The 16,708-nt window shown below is 56.9% G+C and carries 11 protein-coding genes; 2 read left to right on the forward strand and 9 right to left on the reverse strand.

Going from position 1 to position 16,708, the window contains the following annotated elements:
- Positions 1–467: 467 nt before the first annotated feature.
- The 4 genes from BM393_RS05130 to BM393_RS05140 all read right to left on the reverse strand — a co-directional run bounded on the left by BM393_RS05130 (position 468) and on the right by BM393_RS05140 (position 7,663).
- The gene (locus tag BM393_RS05130; RefSeq protein ID WP_091723082.1) at positions 468–1,586 is read right to left on the reverse strand and encodes a PA0069 family radical SAM protein; all 1,119 of its coding nucleotides are present in this window, start codon (positions 1,584–1,586) and stop codon (positions 468–470) included.
- A gap of 568 nt (positions 1,587–2,154) precedes the next feature.
- On the reverse strand, positions 2,155–4,377 hold the full coding sequence (locus BM393_RS25100) for a hypothetical protein (RefSeq protein WP_217648385.1): 2,223 nt from the start codon (positions 4,375–4,377) through the stop codon (positions 2,155–2,157).
- A gap of 92 nt (positions 4,378–4,469) precedes the next feature.
- Complete coding sequence (locus BM393_RS25105; protein WP_141225225.1) at positions 4,470–6,215, reverse strand: hypothetical protein; 1,746 nt, start codon at positions 6,213–6,215, stop codon at positions 4,470–4,472.
- Between the two features lie 152 nt (positions 6,216–6,367).
- A complete protein-coding gene (locus tag BM393_RS05140) occupies positions 6,368–7,663 on the reverse strand; it encodes a site-specific integrase (protein WP_141225226.1) in 1,296 nt (431 codons plus the stop codon).
- Positions 7,664–7,936: 273 nt separating this feature from the next.
- Here BM393_RS05140 and BM393_RS25110 point away from each other — a divergent pair, with 273 nt between their 5' ends.
- Both BM393_RS25110 and BM393_RS05145 read left to right on the forward strand, forming a co-directional pair.
- Positions 7,937–8,656 carry a hypothetical protein gene (locus BM393_RS25110; RefSeq protein WP_141225227.1) on the forward strand — a complete coding sequence of 240 codons (720 nt, stop codon included), beginning with the start codon at positions 7,937–7,939 and terminating at the stop codon, positions 8,654–8,656.
- A gap of 464 nt (positions 8,657–9,120) precedes the next feature.
- Entirely contained in the window at positions 9,121–9,543 is a 423-nt protein-coding gene (locus tag BM393_RS05145; protein ID WP_141225228.1) for a hypothetical protein, read from the forward strand.
- A 195-nt stretch (positions 9,544–9,738) separates the two neighbouring features.
- Here BM393_RS05145 and BM393_RS05150 read toward each other — a convergent pair whose 3' ends face one another.
- The 5 genes from BM393_RS05150 to BM393_RS05170 all read right to left on the reverse strand — a co-directional run bounded on the left by BM393_RS05150 (position 9,739) and on the right by BM393_RS05170 (position 16,651).
- Complete coding sequence (locus tag BM393_RS05150) at positions 9,739–10,689, reverse strand: putative phage abortive infection protein (RefSeq protein WP_175538188.1); 951 nt, start codon at positions 10,687–10,689, stop codon at positions 9,739–9,741.
- Positions 10,690–11,158: 469 nt separating this feature from the next.
- A complete protein-coding gene (locus BM393_RS05155; protein ID WP_091723101.1) occupies positions 11,159–12,865 on the reverse strand; it encodes a hypothetical protein in 1,707 nt (568 codons plus the stop codon).
- A gap of 33 nt (positions 12,866–12,898) precedes the next feature.
- Positions 12,899–14,074, reverse strand: a complete 1,176-nt coding sequence (locus BM393_RS05160; protein ID WP_091723103.1) for a dsDNA nuclease domain-containing protein — start codon at positions 14,072–14,074, stop codon at positions 12,899–12,901.
- Positions 14,075–14,382: 308 nt separating this feature from the next.
- A complete protein-coding gene (locus BM393_RS05165; protein WP_091723106.1) occupies positions 14,383–15,486 on the reverse strand; it encodes a restriction endonuclease in 1,104 nt (367 codons plus the stop codon).
- 409 nt (positions 15,487–15,895) lie between these two features.
- A complete protein-coding gene (locus BM393_RS05170) occupies positions 15,896–16,651 on the reverse strand; it encodes a GIY-YIG nuclease family protein (RefSeq protein WP_091723110.1) in 756 nt (251 codons plus the stop codon).
- Positions 16,652–16,708 lie beyond the last annotated feature (57 nt).

Consider the following 16,708-nt stretch of genomic DNA (forward strand, 5'->3'; position numbering starts at 1 on the left):
GCAAGAAGGGGCTGCATCACTAAGTTGCGACCCCAATGGCGTGCAACGAGGGCCAGCCTGCTTCGTCATGACTGTGTACCGACGGTCAACCTTTCCCTAGGCCGCCACGATGTCCTTCGTCTCGCCGTTGTGCGCGTAGTCGAGGTAGCCGTTGGCGCCGCCCATGTAGAAGAGCTCAGCGTTCCGCTGCCAGGGGCTAGTCGGTGCGGATGCGGTCCAAGCTCCAGATTCGAGACGAACAGACCGCCAACGAGACCAGGCCTACGTGCCCTTGGCAGTCGACTCCTCCGCTTCCGATGGCATGTAGCAGGTCATCAGCAGCGTGCCGCGATAGCTGGAGCGCAGCCACGGCGCGGGGTCATTGGACGCTGCCGCGGGCGCGCCTCTTCTCAATACGCTCGACAACAACGAACGCTTGGCTGCTCGTGCGCGCGTTGATGCGGCTCAGCGAGCTCTCGCTCCCCCAGCTAGAACAGCGTCTGTTGGCCATCAGAACTTGCGCGAACGGCCGGAGGAATCCGAAACAGGCTGGTGTCAACCGCCCCTGGCACCTTACTCAAACCAAACCTCTTCGCTGCAACGTTGAATCGTTGCCTCAGAAGTGCGGCATAGGGGCCGGTGCCACGCATCCGTGAACCGAAGGACGAGTCGTAGTCGACCCCGCCGCGCATTTGCCTCACGAGGCTCATCACGTGCTCGGCACGCAGAGGGAAGTGTTGGCGAAGCCACTCAACGAACAAGTCGCGAACTTCTAGTGGCAGCCTGAGCACAATCATGCTCGCGTAGGAGGCGCCTGCAGCGGCAGATGCTTCCAAGATTGACTCCAAGTCCGCATCGTTGATGCCAGGAATCATCGGCGATGCAAAGACGGCCACGGGTATGCCTGCCCGTGCCAGCTCTTGCATGGCTCGCAAGCGCCGATGCGGTGCATTGGCACGAGGGTCCAGGATGCGAGCCAGGTCGGGAGTGACAGTGGCCAGCGAGATGTTCACCCTGGCTAGACCTCGCTCCGCCATCGGTCCCAGAATGTCGATGTCACGCGTGACCAGGGCTGACTTCGTCGTGATACTCACTGGGGCTTGGTGTTCAGCCAATACCTCCAGAATGGACCGCGTGATGCGGAAGTCGCGTTCAATCGGCTGGTAGGGGTCCGTGCTGGCGCCAAGCGCGATGAGGCTAGGCTGGTACCCCTTGCGACCGAGCTCTTTCCGCAAGAGCTCGGCTGCGTTCGTCTTGGCGACGAGCTTGGTCTCGAAGTCGAGCCCTGGTGAAAGGCCGAGGTATGCGTGAGTCGGTCTTGCATAGCAGTACACGCAACCGTGCTCACAGCCAGCGTAGGGGTTGATGCTTTGGTCGAACGGAATATCCGGCGATGTGTTGTGGCTAATGATGGACCTCGCCTCGCGCGCCATCACTTCCGTTCTGACGCTCGGTTCGCTTAAAGGTCCTTCGCCGTCAATCAGACGCGCCTCGTCCAGGTGCTCCAGCGAGGGCTCGCGCTGCCAAGCTTCGAAACGTGAACGGGCGTTTGACCCGACGCCGCGGCCCTTGACGAACTGAACGATGGAGGAGGGTGTGTGGCCCATGGCGCCATTCCTTGTCGCGCGGAGTGGGGACTCCGCACGCCTGCAAGATTTCTGTATAAATATACAGTAGTTCATGGATTCCGCCACGCGGCTCGCCGACGCCTAGTGCACTGGCCGCAACTGCAGCTGCTCTTCTGCCCGTGTCAAACCCCGGACAACTTTGGCTTGGGCACCACTTGCAAGCTTCGGCGGCGCTGGGCAGATGTTGAGGCGCCTCGGTCCATCCCATCTGCGCTTCGTCCCCTGCTCAGATTCCAGCGGCGAATCAAATCGTCTGCTGCTGCGTGACGGCGCTCCACTTCTTGCTGAAAGTCACGGCGCTCTTGTGCGGCCGCCAAAACCTTCGCTCTGGCGGTACTAGCTCTCGCGCGCACCGCCTCTCGGATTTCCGTTTGCAGAGCGACATAAGCAGTCCGCCTTCCGCTGAGTACATCCCTCGAGAAACCTGCTCGGCGTGCCACGGACGATATGCCTAACCGCGCCTTAGGTTCTGCTTGAATGGCGTTAAAAGCTTCCCGCAGAAGGCGTTCGGTTTCCGCGACATAGCCCCATTGTTGACGTCGAGCCTTCATGCCGCCGCGTCCTTAAGCCAAAGAACTACTTTTCGGGCCTGTTCGCGTTGCGAAAACAGAACATGGAACTCCCGCGCGTCCCCATCAATATGGCGGTCAGCTCGGTCTACCCAATATGTGCGATGGCTCGGGTCAATGGCGAAGCAGCCGCATCCGGCACAGAGCGCTGGTGTTCGGTATTCAAAAGCAGGCTCGTCCCACAGCCATCCCGTATGCTCGGCGGCCTCGTTGCAGCGTGACTCGAGGGGCTTAGCTTTAATGAAGCACATTCCATATCGAGTGAAATAAATGGTCAACTCGTGAAGCAGAACGGTGGCCTTGATTGCAATATATCGCTCGCGTCGAGTGCTTGCGTTAGCCCAGGCTTCACTATTCACCATCGCGTCAATCGCAGCCGCCATTCTTCCGACAAGGACGACGTTTCCGTCCATCACTTCTTCAAAAACGCGGATAGTGTTGGCCGTAGTCTCAGAATTGACCTCCCTTTTCAATCGTGCAACTGCGGCGAAATACGATGCTTCAGTTACTGTCGTGTTGAGGTGATGAAAGTGTCGACTAACGGGAAGCAGCAAGCTCCGGCGAGAGTCAAGCATAAACGCCGAAAAGGTCTTCCGCCCCTGATGTGAGGTGATGCATCTTCCCCTGGTCGCAATGTAGGGGGTTAAGTCTTCCCCATGCGCTCCTCTCTGTGGGAGGCCCGTGAGGTCGACCTCATGATGCACAAAGCGACGTAAGCCCAACACCAGATTTCCAGAGAATGCATCGACGGTCAAATCTTCGTCGTAGGGCAAGGAGTTCATGTTGGAGAACTGCTGGAACAGTCCATACTCCTGACAGTCGCCCTTCCAAGGTAGGAATAGTTCGTGCAGAAGTCGAATTGCTCGAAGAGGTATGGGCTCAAAATCGGAGCCTACGGGACGACATCCAATAACCCATTCGGTCTCAATTGGAATGTCACGGCCTTTCGTGATGAATCCTTTTACAAAGAAAATCTCAAGAATTCCCGAGCGAGAAGTTCTCTTTTCCACACAGCCGAAAAGCAATCCGCTTTGGTTTCGTACCCGAATAGATTTGTACTCGGATATTCGAAGGCCAACGAGATAGTTTAGTAGTACAAAGGCTGCATCACGTAGCGTGAGGATAAGGCGTCTGACTTGCCTCAGTGGCCCAAGCTGAACTGGAATCAACTTCGCGGGGTTGGTCGTAGGTGTCTCCATGGAGACGGATTCGAGGCCCTCACGCCAGGGGCTGACTTGACCAGTAAGTACCGAAAACTCGAAAGCGCGCAGCGCCTTGTTGAGTTGCGTGTAGTACTTCGTAGTACGCAAGCCATGTTCCTTCGCAAGGCGAGTGCGTTCCATCAAAACCAGGTCGCGCAATCGAAGGACGTCGGGTGCTTTATCGTCAAGCCATGTAAGAGCCTCAGTCAGCAACGGCAGAGCGACCTCGTCAGGCAGTGGGGGCGTAATTTCTCGGACAATTCTGGATACCGGCTCCGCCACTTTCTTTGCCGACAGACCGTCGAATGGCTGCGAAAGCATGAATGGAATTCCGAATTCTTCGAAGTCGAGACGTTGCGAATAAATCTGATGAATGGTGCTAATTCTCAAATAGACTTGGTTAAATGAGGGTTGACGGTTTTCCTCATTCTCAGCAACGTTTTGCGCAACGATGGAATCATCAATCTGTTCGACGCTCACTGTTTCGTTGCCGTCTTCGTCCCTCACGTCGTCATTGACGTACTCATCCTCGCCGCCCGTTTCTTCATCGAATGTGGGCGTTGCCTGTTCGTCGAACTCATCGACCCCCGCGCTTTCGTAAGCGAGTTCGATATCAGCCATCTCTCGGAGTTCGGTGACCTTCTTTCGACCCTCCTGCGGTCCGGGACGGTAGTTCACTGGGTGAAGAATCTCAGACGGCAGGTCTGCCAAGTACGCATCGCACACTTCCGGAGTTAGTTCGGAGAAGTCACGAATGTTGTTGGTCGCCATCCACCGTAACATCGCGCGCGCGCCGATGAGGAACGCAGGGATTGAACGTACGGAAAAATCATAGGATTGCTGATTACGATTCGCCAGCAGGCTAGCCAAGAGAGCCTTGAAGCATTCGATTAGTTCTGGGTACTGTTCAGACGTAATGCCCGGGGCGATGACAAACGACCAGTGAGCCGGAATCCGAACTTCTCCAGTGGGCAGGAAACGGGAGAAGTACCAACTCATTGAGTCCCAGGGGGAGCAAAGTACATCGCGTAGGGCTTGCCCCAACGTCCGTTGGTAATCGTAGCTGCCGGCTCTTTGCAGTGCGTTTAGTTTCATGTTAAACGTCCCAGGTCATTGACGTTCAGCAGACGAGCCGCTTCGATGCATTCGTCCGAGAACAGGTTTAACCAATACTCATCCAGTCGCTTTGCAACGGGACTGAATACCTTTGCCCAACGCTCATACTCCATGTAGTCAAATGCGTCGGTTATCTCGTTTCTAAGTTGGACTGCTCGGGCGAAGCAGTAAGGCGAATCCGTGTCGAGAACTGAGTGAGGGCAAGCGGGGCATTCGCCAAAGGCATCGCAAAGGCGCCCGGGCTTTTGCCCGGGACGCGGCGAATTGAAGCAGTCGAGGCAGTTCCATCCTGGCGTTGCAGCGAGTAAATCTTCGCTGAGGTTGTTTCCTCGCTGATGGATGCGCCCGTTGGACGTAATCCACCGAGACTGATTAGCCATTGCTTCGCCCAACTGCTGGGACCTTATAAGTTTGGCGTCCTCCCCCTCGTAATGGTCTTTGATTACTGCTTCAGTGCTCGTGCCCGAGGCAACTTTATGCGCGAGTAGGTCATCACCGGAACGTTCACGAATAACGTGCAGGCCGGTTAAGCGAAGCTCCTTGATAACGAAATGCGGCAGACTGTGAACCCTGCAGAAGTCCTTTGCTGCTGAAAGCCAGTGTCCACATGCTTCCGTTTTCTTGCCAGGCATTGACGATGCACTGAATGGAAATACGTTTCCCCAGTTATTCACGAAAATGAAGGTGAATTCTCGATAATCTCCCGCCAATCTTCGAATCCTGCGTGTCCAATGAATAATGAACTCCACGATGGCGTTCGGAGATAGAATGTCCTCTCGGTCAATCGGAAACGACCGGGTGTAATCACTTCCGCGAGGCTTGCTCAAGTACCAAGCCACGCGTTGACCGCCGAAACCTTCAATTTCTGCGATGTCATTAATCCGCAGTGTCCGCAGGGAACCAGTGTTGGCCTGCGAGTAGATGTACAGAAGGAGGACAAATGGAAACAGGGAGCGAGCTGTCGGTTGGAAGCACAGGCTCGCGCGATAAATGCTTATGTGTTCCTTAATTGCGTTCGTGAGGTCGCCAGGCCATTCCGCCTGCATCTCGCGGATGGTGGGAATAATGTCGGGGTGGCGATTCTTGAGGCCCCATAGAACGGCTGGGAAGTTGTTGCGGAATCTGCCTGAGCCCGCGCGATTTTCGTCAGGTGCGATAAAATCGCCTTCCAGAATGTTCCATGATTCATAGCAAGTGGTAATCGTCTCCGTCACTTCTTCGACAGCGGCATCGTAAATCTTCAGCCAAAGTTCATCTGACAGTCGCTTGGTTCGCTTTCCATGCTCTTCTGCATCGGGAAACGGAATCCTTGGAAGCTTTAGTTTGGGGCTGAGTAAATGGCTGCATCGTGCATTTCCGCGCAAGGCATCAATTAGTGCCTTGAAGTAGAGGTATTGGCGTCTTGCAGTGTTGTATGCACGAGGCCCTTCACCCAGGCTAGATATTGCCCGCTTCTTAAGCTTTCTATCTGCAGTCTTCAACCAGTCAACTAAGGCGTTCACCCATTTGGTGTCAATTTCCGTCGACTGGATTTGGAGATAATCGTGTGCTTCCATGAACTCAAAGACACCATTCTGAAGGCCTCCTACAAAGTTTGAAAATTGACGGTGGTTTTTACGTTTGGACTTTGGGTCGTTCGCCCATAGCACGTATCCCTGCAGCCAGAAATCGGACGTGGGCCATTCCTGAACTGTGTTGCGCAGAATCTCGAGCTGCTGCAAGAAGCTTGGCGCCAGCGAAGGATCTCCCGTATAGGACGTAAGCGATGCATCAACGCTGGGGAGCGTATCCCGAGCAGCAACGACCTCCCAAGCAGCCGCAGAGAGTTGGTCGTAATGAGTAGGTCGTTTAGGACGACGTGACATATTGGAGTTCAGTTTTTTGCGCCGCCGCGGCGAGTTTTAAAACTTTCCAAGAAATCGTCGCTTACTATTGCTTCGTATGCATTGATATGTGCGAGGTAAATTTTCAGCGTTGTTTCTATGCTGGCGTGCCGAAGTTGTTCGGAAACGTACTTCCACGGTTCTGCATCCGTCCACCGACGGGCGAGATAGGTCCAGAATGCAAAGGTATGTCGCAAGTCGTGAAAGACGTATTTGGGGCATTTGCGTTTCCGCGGGGTGCTTTCGTATCTGCCATCATCTCCAATTGCAAAGTACTCTTCTTCCCGCAGAACGCCAAGGGCAATACAGGCTTCAGAAAAACGTTTCTCAAGAGTCCTCGTTGTACATTGGCGACCCATAAGGCTCGGTCCGTAGTGCGGCGGATTTACTAGCACCGTATCGCATCTTGGATTACAGCAAGCCCTTTCGCCGCGGACGTACGCAGCAATTTGGAGAAGCAACGCTCCTGAGAAATTGGTCGGCAGTGTCTTGCCGCCTTTTCCCTTGATATCTACCGGATAAAGTTTCGTGGCGACAATATTCTCGATGTCGTCGAGATACTTCTGCACGGCACCCAGTTTCAAGCGTGTGCATTCAAAGACTCGCAAGCCTGCATTAAGTGCCATCTCTGCAGCTAGTCTGTCTTTTGCGCTAGGTGGAAGTGACTTGGAGACGCCTTGTCCAAAGTCCTTCCACGCCTGCTCGTGCTTGGTAGGGCGTTCGCCCAGCTTCTTGAATATTTCCTTGGCTTCATCCTTCAGTAGTCCTTTTATTCGATAGGCATCTTGCTTACTGGAGCAATCCGGCCATTTGAAGTATCTAGCGCCCCTACTCGTAGAGGCCTTCTGCAGCAGTAACTCGTCGTTACTATCGTCCCATTTGCAGAAGTGGACTCTTGCTGCCCACCTATAGAGGTTCGAGACTGTGGATACGCGGCGCTTCATTGTTTGTTCCGAATGGAACTTCGCGGTTTTTGGAGCGATGGTGATTGCCATTGCGTGGATGTATCCCGCCACATGAGACTCGGTAGCCTCCGACCAGTCCAACTCCACATGTTCTAGATAGGTGAACCAACCCTTAAGGTCGTTTGCTAGGTTTGTTACTGAGTACTCCTTATCCGCATAGTTGATTTTTGCGCGAACAAACGTTTCGTACAAAAAAACTACGGCGGGCTCGCATAGGAGGTCAGACGAGGCATCGCTCAATACCGGAAATCCCTCCGGCAAGAGCGAAGAGGGAAGGGGGCGATGGCAACGTGTTAACTGCCAGTCGATGGAGGCGGCCACGAGGTCGGTCGAGATGTGAAAGGCGCCGAATGTGCCACCCGAAACTCAATGGTGCAAACCCCTTTTATCACTTCAAGAAAATGTGAATTCCTTCAATGGATACAGTTGCTGTAATCCATCCACTTGATTTGCAATGCTGAAGTTGAATACCGTTCTGGTCGGGCTATGCAAAAGGTGGATACCAGGGGTCTTCTGCGTTTTTTTACTTGCTCTGAACTCGACGATGGTGTTAGCGTCAGACCATTCCTACTTGGCTTGGGCAAGTTTTCAGTCATGAGCAATGACGTATCGAATCAGGTGTCGCACTCCGACGGCCATGCCGATACAGCGGCGGAAGAGGAGTCGCGCGACGAGCTTGAGATGGATGTGCTAGCGGTCTACACAACGGCAGATGGGGCTTTGCATTGGGGCCCTCGTTTTGACCTTACTTCCGAGGTTTACGGGTCGGATGTTGGTTGGTCGGTCACCGAGAGAAACCATCGCTTTCAGTGCATTGGAGGCGAAAGCGTTGAGCACCATCTTGTCTCGAGAGAGTCGTTGATTTGCCTCGCAGCACGAGCCGCAGAGGAGCTCTGGTCGTATCAGAGCGAATGGGAGCAGGACGGGCCGGAGGTTTCCTGGCTACTCATTGAGGTTCGTTACGGTGAGGAGATTGCCGTCCGAATTGAGGCATGTGTCCAATCTGGGAATTGGTCTTGCGAGGCTTGGTCATTCTCGGACCATATGAGAGCGGTGCTCGACTTGGTTCCTCCGCCAGGAAGAATTGAGGTTAGTCAGCTGGTGATGCGGATTCTGAGGTTGCTGGCATTTGCAGGCCCAACTCCTCCTCCGTTGCGCATGAGTGACCCCAAGCGTGCGTTACCTTTGCCCTGGGAGTACGCCTCCGAGATTCCTCCCATGGATTCCCCGCTTCGGGCCAGCTATTCCGACTATTGGGGTGGTTATACCGACCTCTTCGAATTCTTTGACCAAGAGCTTCGTCGGGTGCGTTGAGGCAGATGAGTCGCTCGATACACTGCCGACGCATATTTGCGAATTTGCTGTGCACAACTTCCATGCCCCCAGCGGCCAGTGTTTCAAAGCGGGGTTCTTGTGAACTGGAGTACTGATGTCCAAGAGTTATGGGCGCGCGGTTCCCTTTCGGCGTGCGGATGAAGCGTATGAGCGTTTGCTTCAGGCAGTAGAAGGCGGCTTAGAAGAGGGTAGAGAGCCGGTGATATCGTTTGGTCGGAAGATGATTTGGGGAGGTGAGCAAACTGAGCTTGCCGCGTTTGGCCCCGTCATCGCGGCGGATATGGAAGCTTGCTTGGCAGCGGCTGGGCAACTCCAACGGCCGATTTGGCGCGTGTCGAACGCGCTTCTAGCTCGTGCAGTTGCTGTGGGTAGCGACTACTACGTCGATACGGAGCCTGGCGAGGTGGTCGCGAACTCAGGAGGGGCTAGAGGGCCGATGAACCATGAAGGACAGTGATGAACCGCACCCGCTGAGTCCGGCGCGGGCGCCCATGAAGCGCCAGGAACCTAGCGTTGAGCAGGTCGAGGCGCGCCGCCGAGAGCGGGAGGCGGAGCAATTGGCGTGGGCTGAGCGTGCCCGTGCTGCCCAACAGCCAGCAAGGGAGGCGCTAGAGCTGTTGTTGTCGCTGGCGGAGCGGTCGGACACAGGGCAGGCCCGCCGCGCGGCAACGTTCGTTGCGGCCGTGGCTGGATATCAGCACTTCGACATGTACTCGCTGCGGAGTCTCGATGTCGAGTTGTCTGACGCCATGCTTGCTTGTCTTGATGGGGTACGTTGGGCTCAATGCCCTTTGATGGACCTTGTTCCACGCGGGCGCGCTCGTATCGACCAGGTGTGCGTCGATTGGGGTTTCAAAGCTCCCTGACGAGGATGGAACATGGCGTAGGCGATGGCCACCTTGTCCGCGGCAGCAGTCAATATCGAGCGGCGTAGTTGCACCATGGTTTGTCGCTCACGTCTCGCTGGAGACTTGCGCAGAACCTTGTTGGTAGGGCATCAACTAGGTAGCGCCGATTGGCGGGCGCCCAGACTGTCCTCGCTCGGATAAGTTCTTGGCCGTCTAGTACAGCCGTTGCCCGGCGGTGAGCGGTAGTAGGTCTTCTGAGTACGCTTGGGCGCCGGTGTACTTGTTCAATGTCTCTGGCCGGATGGCCCCAGGATGGCGGAGGAACGACGACGCGCCAACGTACTTGAGAAGCGACGCTCGTAGCGCTCGTTTGTAGGTCGGATTCATGTGTTCCAGCAGTGCGTACCGGCGCAAATAGACTTTGAAGCGATGTCCCGCCGGCGTCGCAGCGTTAGCGGCCAACAGAAGCACCGCGTCCTCACTGACCATCCCTCGCGCAATTTTTGCGTAGCGCTCTTTCTCGATTCGCGACATCGGCGATTGGTCGATGAGCTTGAATGTCTGATAGAGCGTGCGGAAGTACGGCCCGAAGCTGCCGGAGTTTGGCAGATAGATGTAGTTGTGGAAGAACGTAGATACCAACCGCAGCCGGTCCTCTTCGGGCACTGCTGCGCCATTCGCCGCGGAGAACTCCATGAGGGCTACCGCCCAAGCTGAGAGAGCATCCGAGCCGCGCACTTCGGGCGGCATTTGGAACGGACGTTCGGACCGCGTGGAGCGGTCTCGCACGTACTTCGTTCGCCGATTCAGAGGGGGCCGCCTTGCGAAGATGGAGGCGGGCTCTTTGACCTCGCGCTTGAAGCGGCTCTCAAGCTCCCGCGTCAACGTCAGCAACTCGAAGAATGTCGTTTCGAAGGCCTGCCGAGCATTCACCTTTCTTGCTTCTATCAACGACCGTCGCTGCAGCCAGCCCGCCCAGATGAGCAGCGCACCGGCGATGGCTGAGAAGAGAGCGTTCGCCCCGCCGAAGGCGTCACCTGCCTGTCCAAGCTCTGACAAGCGCGAAGGTGGTTCCGTTGGGGCCTTGGGTAGCTCAGGCAGTTCGACACGGATAGCGACACTGCTTTGGCTTGCCACTTTGCCGGCCTCGCCATTCTTAGGCATGGGAATCTCTACAACATACGCTTTGGCGTCAGGCGCAGCGGGGGCTCCCGAGCCAGGAACGGCCTCAGGTGCTGTGCCTTCAGACAACATCTTTCCTCGCACAAACGCCGCGCCCCAAGCAACCCACCCGCACCAGATGAACGCGGCGACTGCGATGGCCAGTATCGGTACGAGGCCGGACAACCAGTCTCGCTTGTCCGTGGCGTCGGCCGGACGCGGCTGAGTCCTTCGTCGAATGAATCGAGCGAGCGGTCCAGGTACCGGCAGCGGAGGAGTCTTCGTCGCCTTGCCCTTGGGTCTAGTGGGCAAACTGTCGCTGCTGCTTGTTTTCATATCTCTCCCTCGGACGGATTTAGCTCTTAGCGAATCGTCCGTCGGTCCGCCCGAAGCATGGACTAAGGGGAAATTTACGAGGTAGCGACGTCAAGCGCGCAGACCTCGGCTCCGGACCTCGTGGCACCGCTCTCGGTCAACTCCGGCTTTGGGCCAATGTTGCCTCGTACATCTTGGACAGCAGCGGTTCCACCAGAGCGTTGGTGTCGTCCCAATGCGCCTCGGTAAGCATTCCGAACTTCTCGGTCAGTGTCTCCGCGCGGTCGAACACAAAGTCAGTCGGAGTCTCCAGACCAACGATGAGTTGTGTTCCGGCGGGAAGCTCGTTCGCGATGAACTGCAGGACGGCTGGTAGGTTAATGTCGTCCTGAGCCTGCTGGTTGGGGGAGTCAATGACGATGGGAATGTCGTAGCTCCCCTGGTCGCCTTGAACCGTCCGCCAGATGGCTGCGTAATAGGCGAGGATGGACCTTGGGCCGCCACTTCCCGATAGGGAGGGGCGAGAGGCCAGTTGGAGCGTCTTGGTCGGTACGGCGTGCAGTTGCAGTGCGATGCGGCTTGCAACGTAGTGCTCCCGGAACTTCGTCAAAATTGCCTTGGTGCGCTTTACTGAGCGAAGCTCTGCCATCTTTGTCTCGAGTGCTTCCACCGTAAGAACCACCGCGTCGATGGCCGCCTGTATCTGTTTGCGTTCCGCCTCGAAGGCCGCGAATGCGGACTCGGCACCGAGGCTACCGACCACATCCTTAAACTTCAGCTCGCCCTTGCGAGAATCCAGAAGGCGGGAGATGCGCAGATAGTTCTCATTGAGCGTACTCAATTCAGAGAACGCCTTGTGCGTGCGTCTGCGGACCTCTGCCGCATCCTCCCGAAGTCGTGCCGCTAGCTCCCGCAGAACACGGGCGTCCTCAGCAAATTCGAGCAAGTCGATGAATGGCTTCTCGTGCTCCGCGTGACATGTCGGGCAGATGAGCGGTGCGGCACCCTCCTTGAGAAGGTACTTTGTGTCGCTGTCGTACGCAGCCAAGGCTCCTTCGGCGAGGTGAATCTGATGGTCAAGGCTCTTCAGGAGCTCCTGCTCACGGACGGCCGTGCTCCTCAGTCCTTCTTGCCGGACGTTGAGCTCATTGACCTCCCGCGTAAGCTGCTCAATCTCTGCGACAAAGTTCTCCGGGGCAACTTTGGGGCCGGACAACGGGATGGATTTGCTGAAGCGCTCTATGGCGCGCTCGAGCAGCTTGTACTCACGCCGATGTTCCTCGAGCGTCTTAGAGTGCTGCGACTTCTCAGCGCTTGCCGAGTAGTACTCCGGTGGGCAGACCCCAGTGAAGTACTCCAGGATGGGCTTGAAAGGTGCGCTGAAACGCTTCATGCCGCCGAATGTGTTCCATTCGGCCTGCCAGCTACCGTCCTGGTTAACGTAGAACGGGGCGAAGAAGCAGGCGGGGTCGGCCGGGACCACTTCTGCCTGCTTCTTATCGGAGAACACCAAGTTGAAGTCCGTGACTTCGCAGAAGCGCTTAGACCATTCTCCGAACTTCGAAGTGGAGATTAGGAGGTTGAATTGCCCGTCGAAGAGCGCACGTCGACCATCTTGATGAAGCGCGAAGTAGCTCTTCCCGTCAACGCCGAACTCAAGCAGAGAAACTGCGTTCTCGTCCCATTGTTCGAGCTTTCCTTGCGGCGTGGCGCCGAGCGTTTCAAACAGGCTCCGAATTAGCGTCGTCTTGCCCGTGTGGTTCCTCCCCACCAGCAAGTTCTTGCTCGGATGAAACTCCACGTGCCGCGCCTTCTTCTCTCGGTGAGAGAGCAGCCAGATGTTTTTGAATCGGAAGCGATGCATAGTCTTTTGTTCTCAGGCTTCGGACGAGCAGTCTTAGTTCTGGTCCACGCATTTCGTTATGGCTCTCATTACGAACCGAGCAATCAGGTCCTGGTCGCGATGTGCGCTGAACTTGACCTTGAGCTCGGTTAACGCGGCCTCGACGTAGGGCCGCAATGTCGGGGTGGGTGGGTTCGCCGCTATCCATCCATCGCTGAAATCGTCGATTTCCCGAGAAACGTCCGTCCCTCCAGTGAGTCGCTCTTGCTGCACCCGTGCCGCTGCGACGCGAATCGCAGCGATGGTGATGAACGGCATTCCCTCGGCCTGAAGCTGGCCCAGAAAGTCGCTGAGCAGCGCCATTCGGTCCGGCACCGTCTCCAGGGCCGCAAGCGCGTCGATGAACGCACCCCTGGAGAAGCCTCGCTCCTTCACGAGGTCCTCGAACGTTTTGCACGCGTCGGTACCGCGGGTCAACGGCGAAATCTTCATCACCAGCGACTCAACGAGTGCCTTAGCCTGGCCGGCGTGTAAAGGGCTTCGCTCCATCAACAGCTCCAGAGCTGCGGCAATGGCCGGCGCATCTAGCTTGTCCGGATGTATAGCGACCTTCTGGAGCTTCACGCGCGCCAGGTCGGGCGGTGGGCCGCCTGGCGCCAGTGATGCGAAGGCGTCTGTCAGCAACTGAACGTGGTCGGGCGACAAGTCCGTTAGGGAGCAGGGCATCGTCGTCGACGCAGAGCCCCCGCCGGCGAGCGGAAGGTCACAACCGGCGTTAGAGAGGAATACACCTTCGACGGGAAGCGCGGTGAATGCACTGAGACTGAGATGGAGCTTTCCGAGCACGGAGCCCGCGACTTTCGAAAAGTCAGGGGCTTTCGGCGTCGCCGCTGTAGTCTTGGCCGGTTTCTTTGGGGGCGCGGATGGGTCCTTCGGAGTGACCGTGCCAGTTAGGACCGCCCAAGTCCAGCTGCCCGAGTCCTTCTTCTTGACTTGGTAGACCCTAGCCCGCGTTGGCGCGCTAGCTGAATCGAGCTCCGCAACGTCTTGGACTGATTCGAAGAGAAGCAGGAAGTCCGGCTCGTTGGCCTTTTCCAGCTCCATCATTCTGAAGACCGCCCACCAGCGCGGAAAGTCAACGCCCTTGGCGCCGTGACCACCACCGGTCTCCGAGTAGTCTGGATTGTTGGCGACGGACAGAAGCTCCGCCGCGCCGTTGATTCCGCTCAACGCGCCCTCCCTCTTTTGCCCCCGTTCATGCGGAGGAAATCTTGTGTTTGGCGAGGGCCATCATCGAGGAGTGTTTGAGATGTGTAAAGACGTGAAACAAGAAAATTGTTGAGCGAATGCGAAACGTGAACCCCCCCCGATGAGGGGGCGGCCCTTACTCACACCGAGGCCAAACACCGGATGCTTGGTCAGAGCAGCATCGTGCGGGGCTACTTCCTTGCCCTGGTAGCTGAAGGCGTCAAGCGGGCTTGGAATGGCGACTTCCACCTCGAGAGCAGATGCCGGCCTCCAGACCGTTCCGGTGCGAGTCAGTGTGCATCCTTGAGCCAAGCTTTCAACCGCAGGAAGTCCACGAGAGTAAGTTGATGCTTAAGCTGCTGAGAGTAGCTAACGGCATCCGGCGAGAAGTAGGACGAGGTGACCATGATTCCGGCAGTTACTCTGTCCGCATAGATTGCGCCCACGAGCTCTCGGACGAGGTGGACGCCGACAGGTCTCTCCGGGGCGTAACGCTTGCACTCAACGTAGTAGACGAACTGGCCAACGTTGGAATGGCTCGCCAGGATGAGGTCCTTGCCGCCGTCTCTGGTTGCCTTAGTGAGTTCGACCTTGTATCCAAGCTTCTCCAACAACTCGCCTGTGACTTCTTCGAACTGCCGAGACGTGAGGTCGAAGATGGCGTTCGGATTCTTTTGCACCGACCGAAGGAGTTGGCCGTTGACTGTTTGAATGTGCGACGTGAACTCGAGCCACTCTCGTTTCCTATCTGGGAGTAGGAGGCCGCCGCTGCTCAGCGCGTACTCGACGCCGCTGGAGATAGTCTGAAGCGCGCCGTGGAGGTCGCCAGGGTTGGCCGAGAGCTCCCTGACAAGTGCGCGTAGCAGTCTGATATCGCCTCGACAGTAATCGACAGCGCGCCGCAACTCAGTTGCAGTAGAACCGCCTGACAGCAGCTTTGACAAGGTGCGTCGGACGTGAAGGTCGTCGAGCGTCGCCATACGGATGTGTGTGCTCGGGCCGAATCGCTCGAAGAACTCAGGGTAGCAGCCGACCAGCAGCACCTGCTTCTCGGGATGCTGGTGAAGTAGGGTCGCAATTGGGCCGAACCAACTCTCGATGCTTTCATTGTCTAGGTCGTCGAGAACTATCAGTGCTGTGTCGCCAGCTATGCGGGGGAGGCTCCTCGGCGTGTGGCGACAGCTGATGGCTTCAACGCCTCCGACGAGGTCTTCGCGATGGCGCTCCAGCATCGTCCGCCACAGCAGGGTTTTGCCGGTGGCGTTATCACCGGATATGGCTACGACTCGCTCTCGCCTAGTCAGCATCGCCTCTCTAAGGTGCTCCATCTCTGAAAGGTGGAGGAGTGGCAGGTCCTCGCCTAATGGGGATAGAACAGAATCGATGCTCGCCATGTTTACTCGCTGTGATGTTCTACTTCGTTCAAACGCATTTCTCCGTCGCAATTCACGACCTCAGGTCCATCCTGCGGAGCTGAATTGATACAACGCTGCCGATACTTCTCGATTTGACGCACTTGTATCTTCTGAGTTCTCGGTCCGAGTGCCGACGCCTTGATGTTTGAGCGACCGCCGCTTTGAATCTGCGCTAATGCGTTCCGTCCGTTGGCGGACGAGGCGGAGCACCTCGCGCCTTACGAGCTCGCACTCACAACCCATCACGACTCTTAACTTGCGGGGCAGCGCTGCGTGTTGTTTCTCGCGTCGAAGCGGCACGCTGAGGACCACGTTTCGGAGGTCCGCAAGGTCCGACATCGCGAGGTGCAAGCGAAGGGCTCAACCAAGAGCTGGACTAGCGTTGTCTCTAAGCCATGACCCGCGGGCCGCTACGCATGTTGGACAAATCGTCTTCGCCGAGGTCGAACCACTCGCCGTTGATGTGACGGTCCGAGAACTGCCTATGAAAGCTTCGTTCCGCCGCATGACAGTCCTTGAACCAGATGCAGAAGGGAATGGAGTACGCGAACGGAAGTTGCACACCGAAGGCTCGCATGCGCGAAGGAACATTGTTAGTCCGGCCCACCTTGTAGCCGTAGGCGGACTTCAGTACGTAGACAACGCCAGCCTTTGGTCCCACCGTCGGTGTCCCGATGATTTCTACAGGAACCAGCCGCTCCTTCGAGATGCCTGAGCGCGTAGGGCCCACGCTTCTCGGCGCGCGAGGCATACGTTCGACCTTTGCGTGGTCCCTAAGTTCCAGGCCAAAGTGATGGGCCCATACCTCGTGGAGTCCGTAGCCAGCAACCTTGGAGTCCGCGAATCCGAACGCTCCCTTACGCCAGTAGCCGCGGCCGGGAACCGTATCCACGTAGATTTCTTCGCTGGCAGGTCGCCAGTCCACCATCCGCTCCGGGCCGACACCAATGCCCGTCACGACACCAACCCACCTGAACAGGCCGGAAGAGTTTTCGATGTCATACGCTGCAAGTACAACACCGTCGCCAACGGCTGGCGGGCGGGATTGGCCCGAGATAGTCGACGGCAGCGTAAATGCGGAACGCGGCACGGACTCGTCATCGATGTCGACTGGTAGGCGCCAGTATTTTTTCGGGGTCAGCATAGGGCGGAGCCTACCTTGCCTACCGGGCTGACTTCACCCCCGAAACGTGCGGAGCCA

Source organism: Mitsuaria sp. PDC51 (genome assembly GCF_900113225.1).
Lineage (GTDB): Bacteria > Pseudomonadota > Gammaproteobacteria > Burkholderiales > Burkholderiaceae_C > Roseateles.

Bases quoted from the DNA above. Each gene is read 5' to 3' on its own strand.
- BM393_RS05130 (WP_091723082.1), bottom strand. From the start codon at position 1,586: ATGGGCCACACACCCTCCTCCATCGTTCAGTTCGTCAAGGGCCGCGGC.
- BM393_RS05155 (WP_091723101.1), bottom strand. From the start codon at position 12,865: ATGCATCGCTTCCGATTCAAAAACATCTGGCTGCTCTCTCACCGAGAG.
- BM393_RS25100 (WP_217648385.1), bottom strand. From the start codon at position 4,377: ATGAGTTGGTACTTCTCCCGTTTCCTGCCCACTGGAGAAGTTCGGATT.
- BM393_RS05165 (WP_091723106.1), bottom strand. From the start codon at position 15,486: ATGGCGAGCATCGATTCTGTTCTATCCCCATTAGGCGAGGACCTGCCA.
- BM393_RS05145 (WP_141225228.1), top strand. From the start codon at position 9,121: ATGAAGGACAGTGATGAACCGCACCCGCTGAGTCCGGCGCGGGCGCCC.
- BM393_RS05150 (WP_175538188.1), bottom strand. From the start codon at position 10,689: ATGCCTAAGAATGGCGAGGCCGGCAAAGTGGCAAGCCAAAGCAGTGTC.
- BM393_RS05170 (WP_091723110.1), bottom strand. From the start codon at position 16,651: ATGCTGACCCCGAAAAAATACTGGCGCCTACCAGTCGACATCGATGAC.
- BM393_RS25110 (WP_141225227.1), top strand. From the start codon at position 7,937: ATGAGCAATGACGTATCGAATCAGGTGTCGCACTCCGACGGCCATGCC.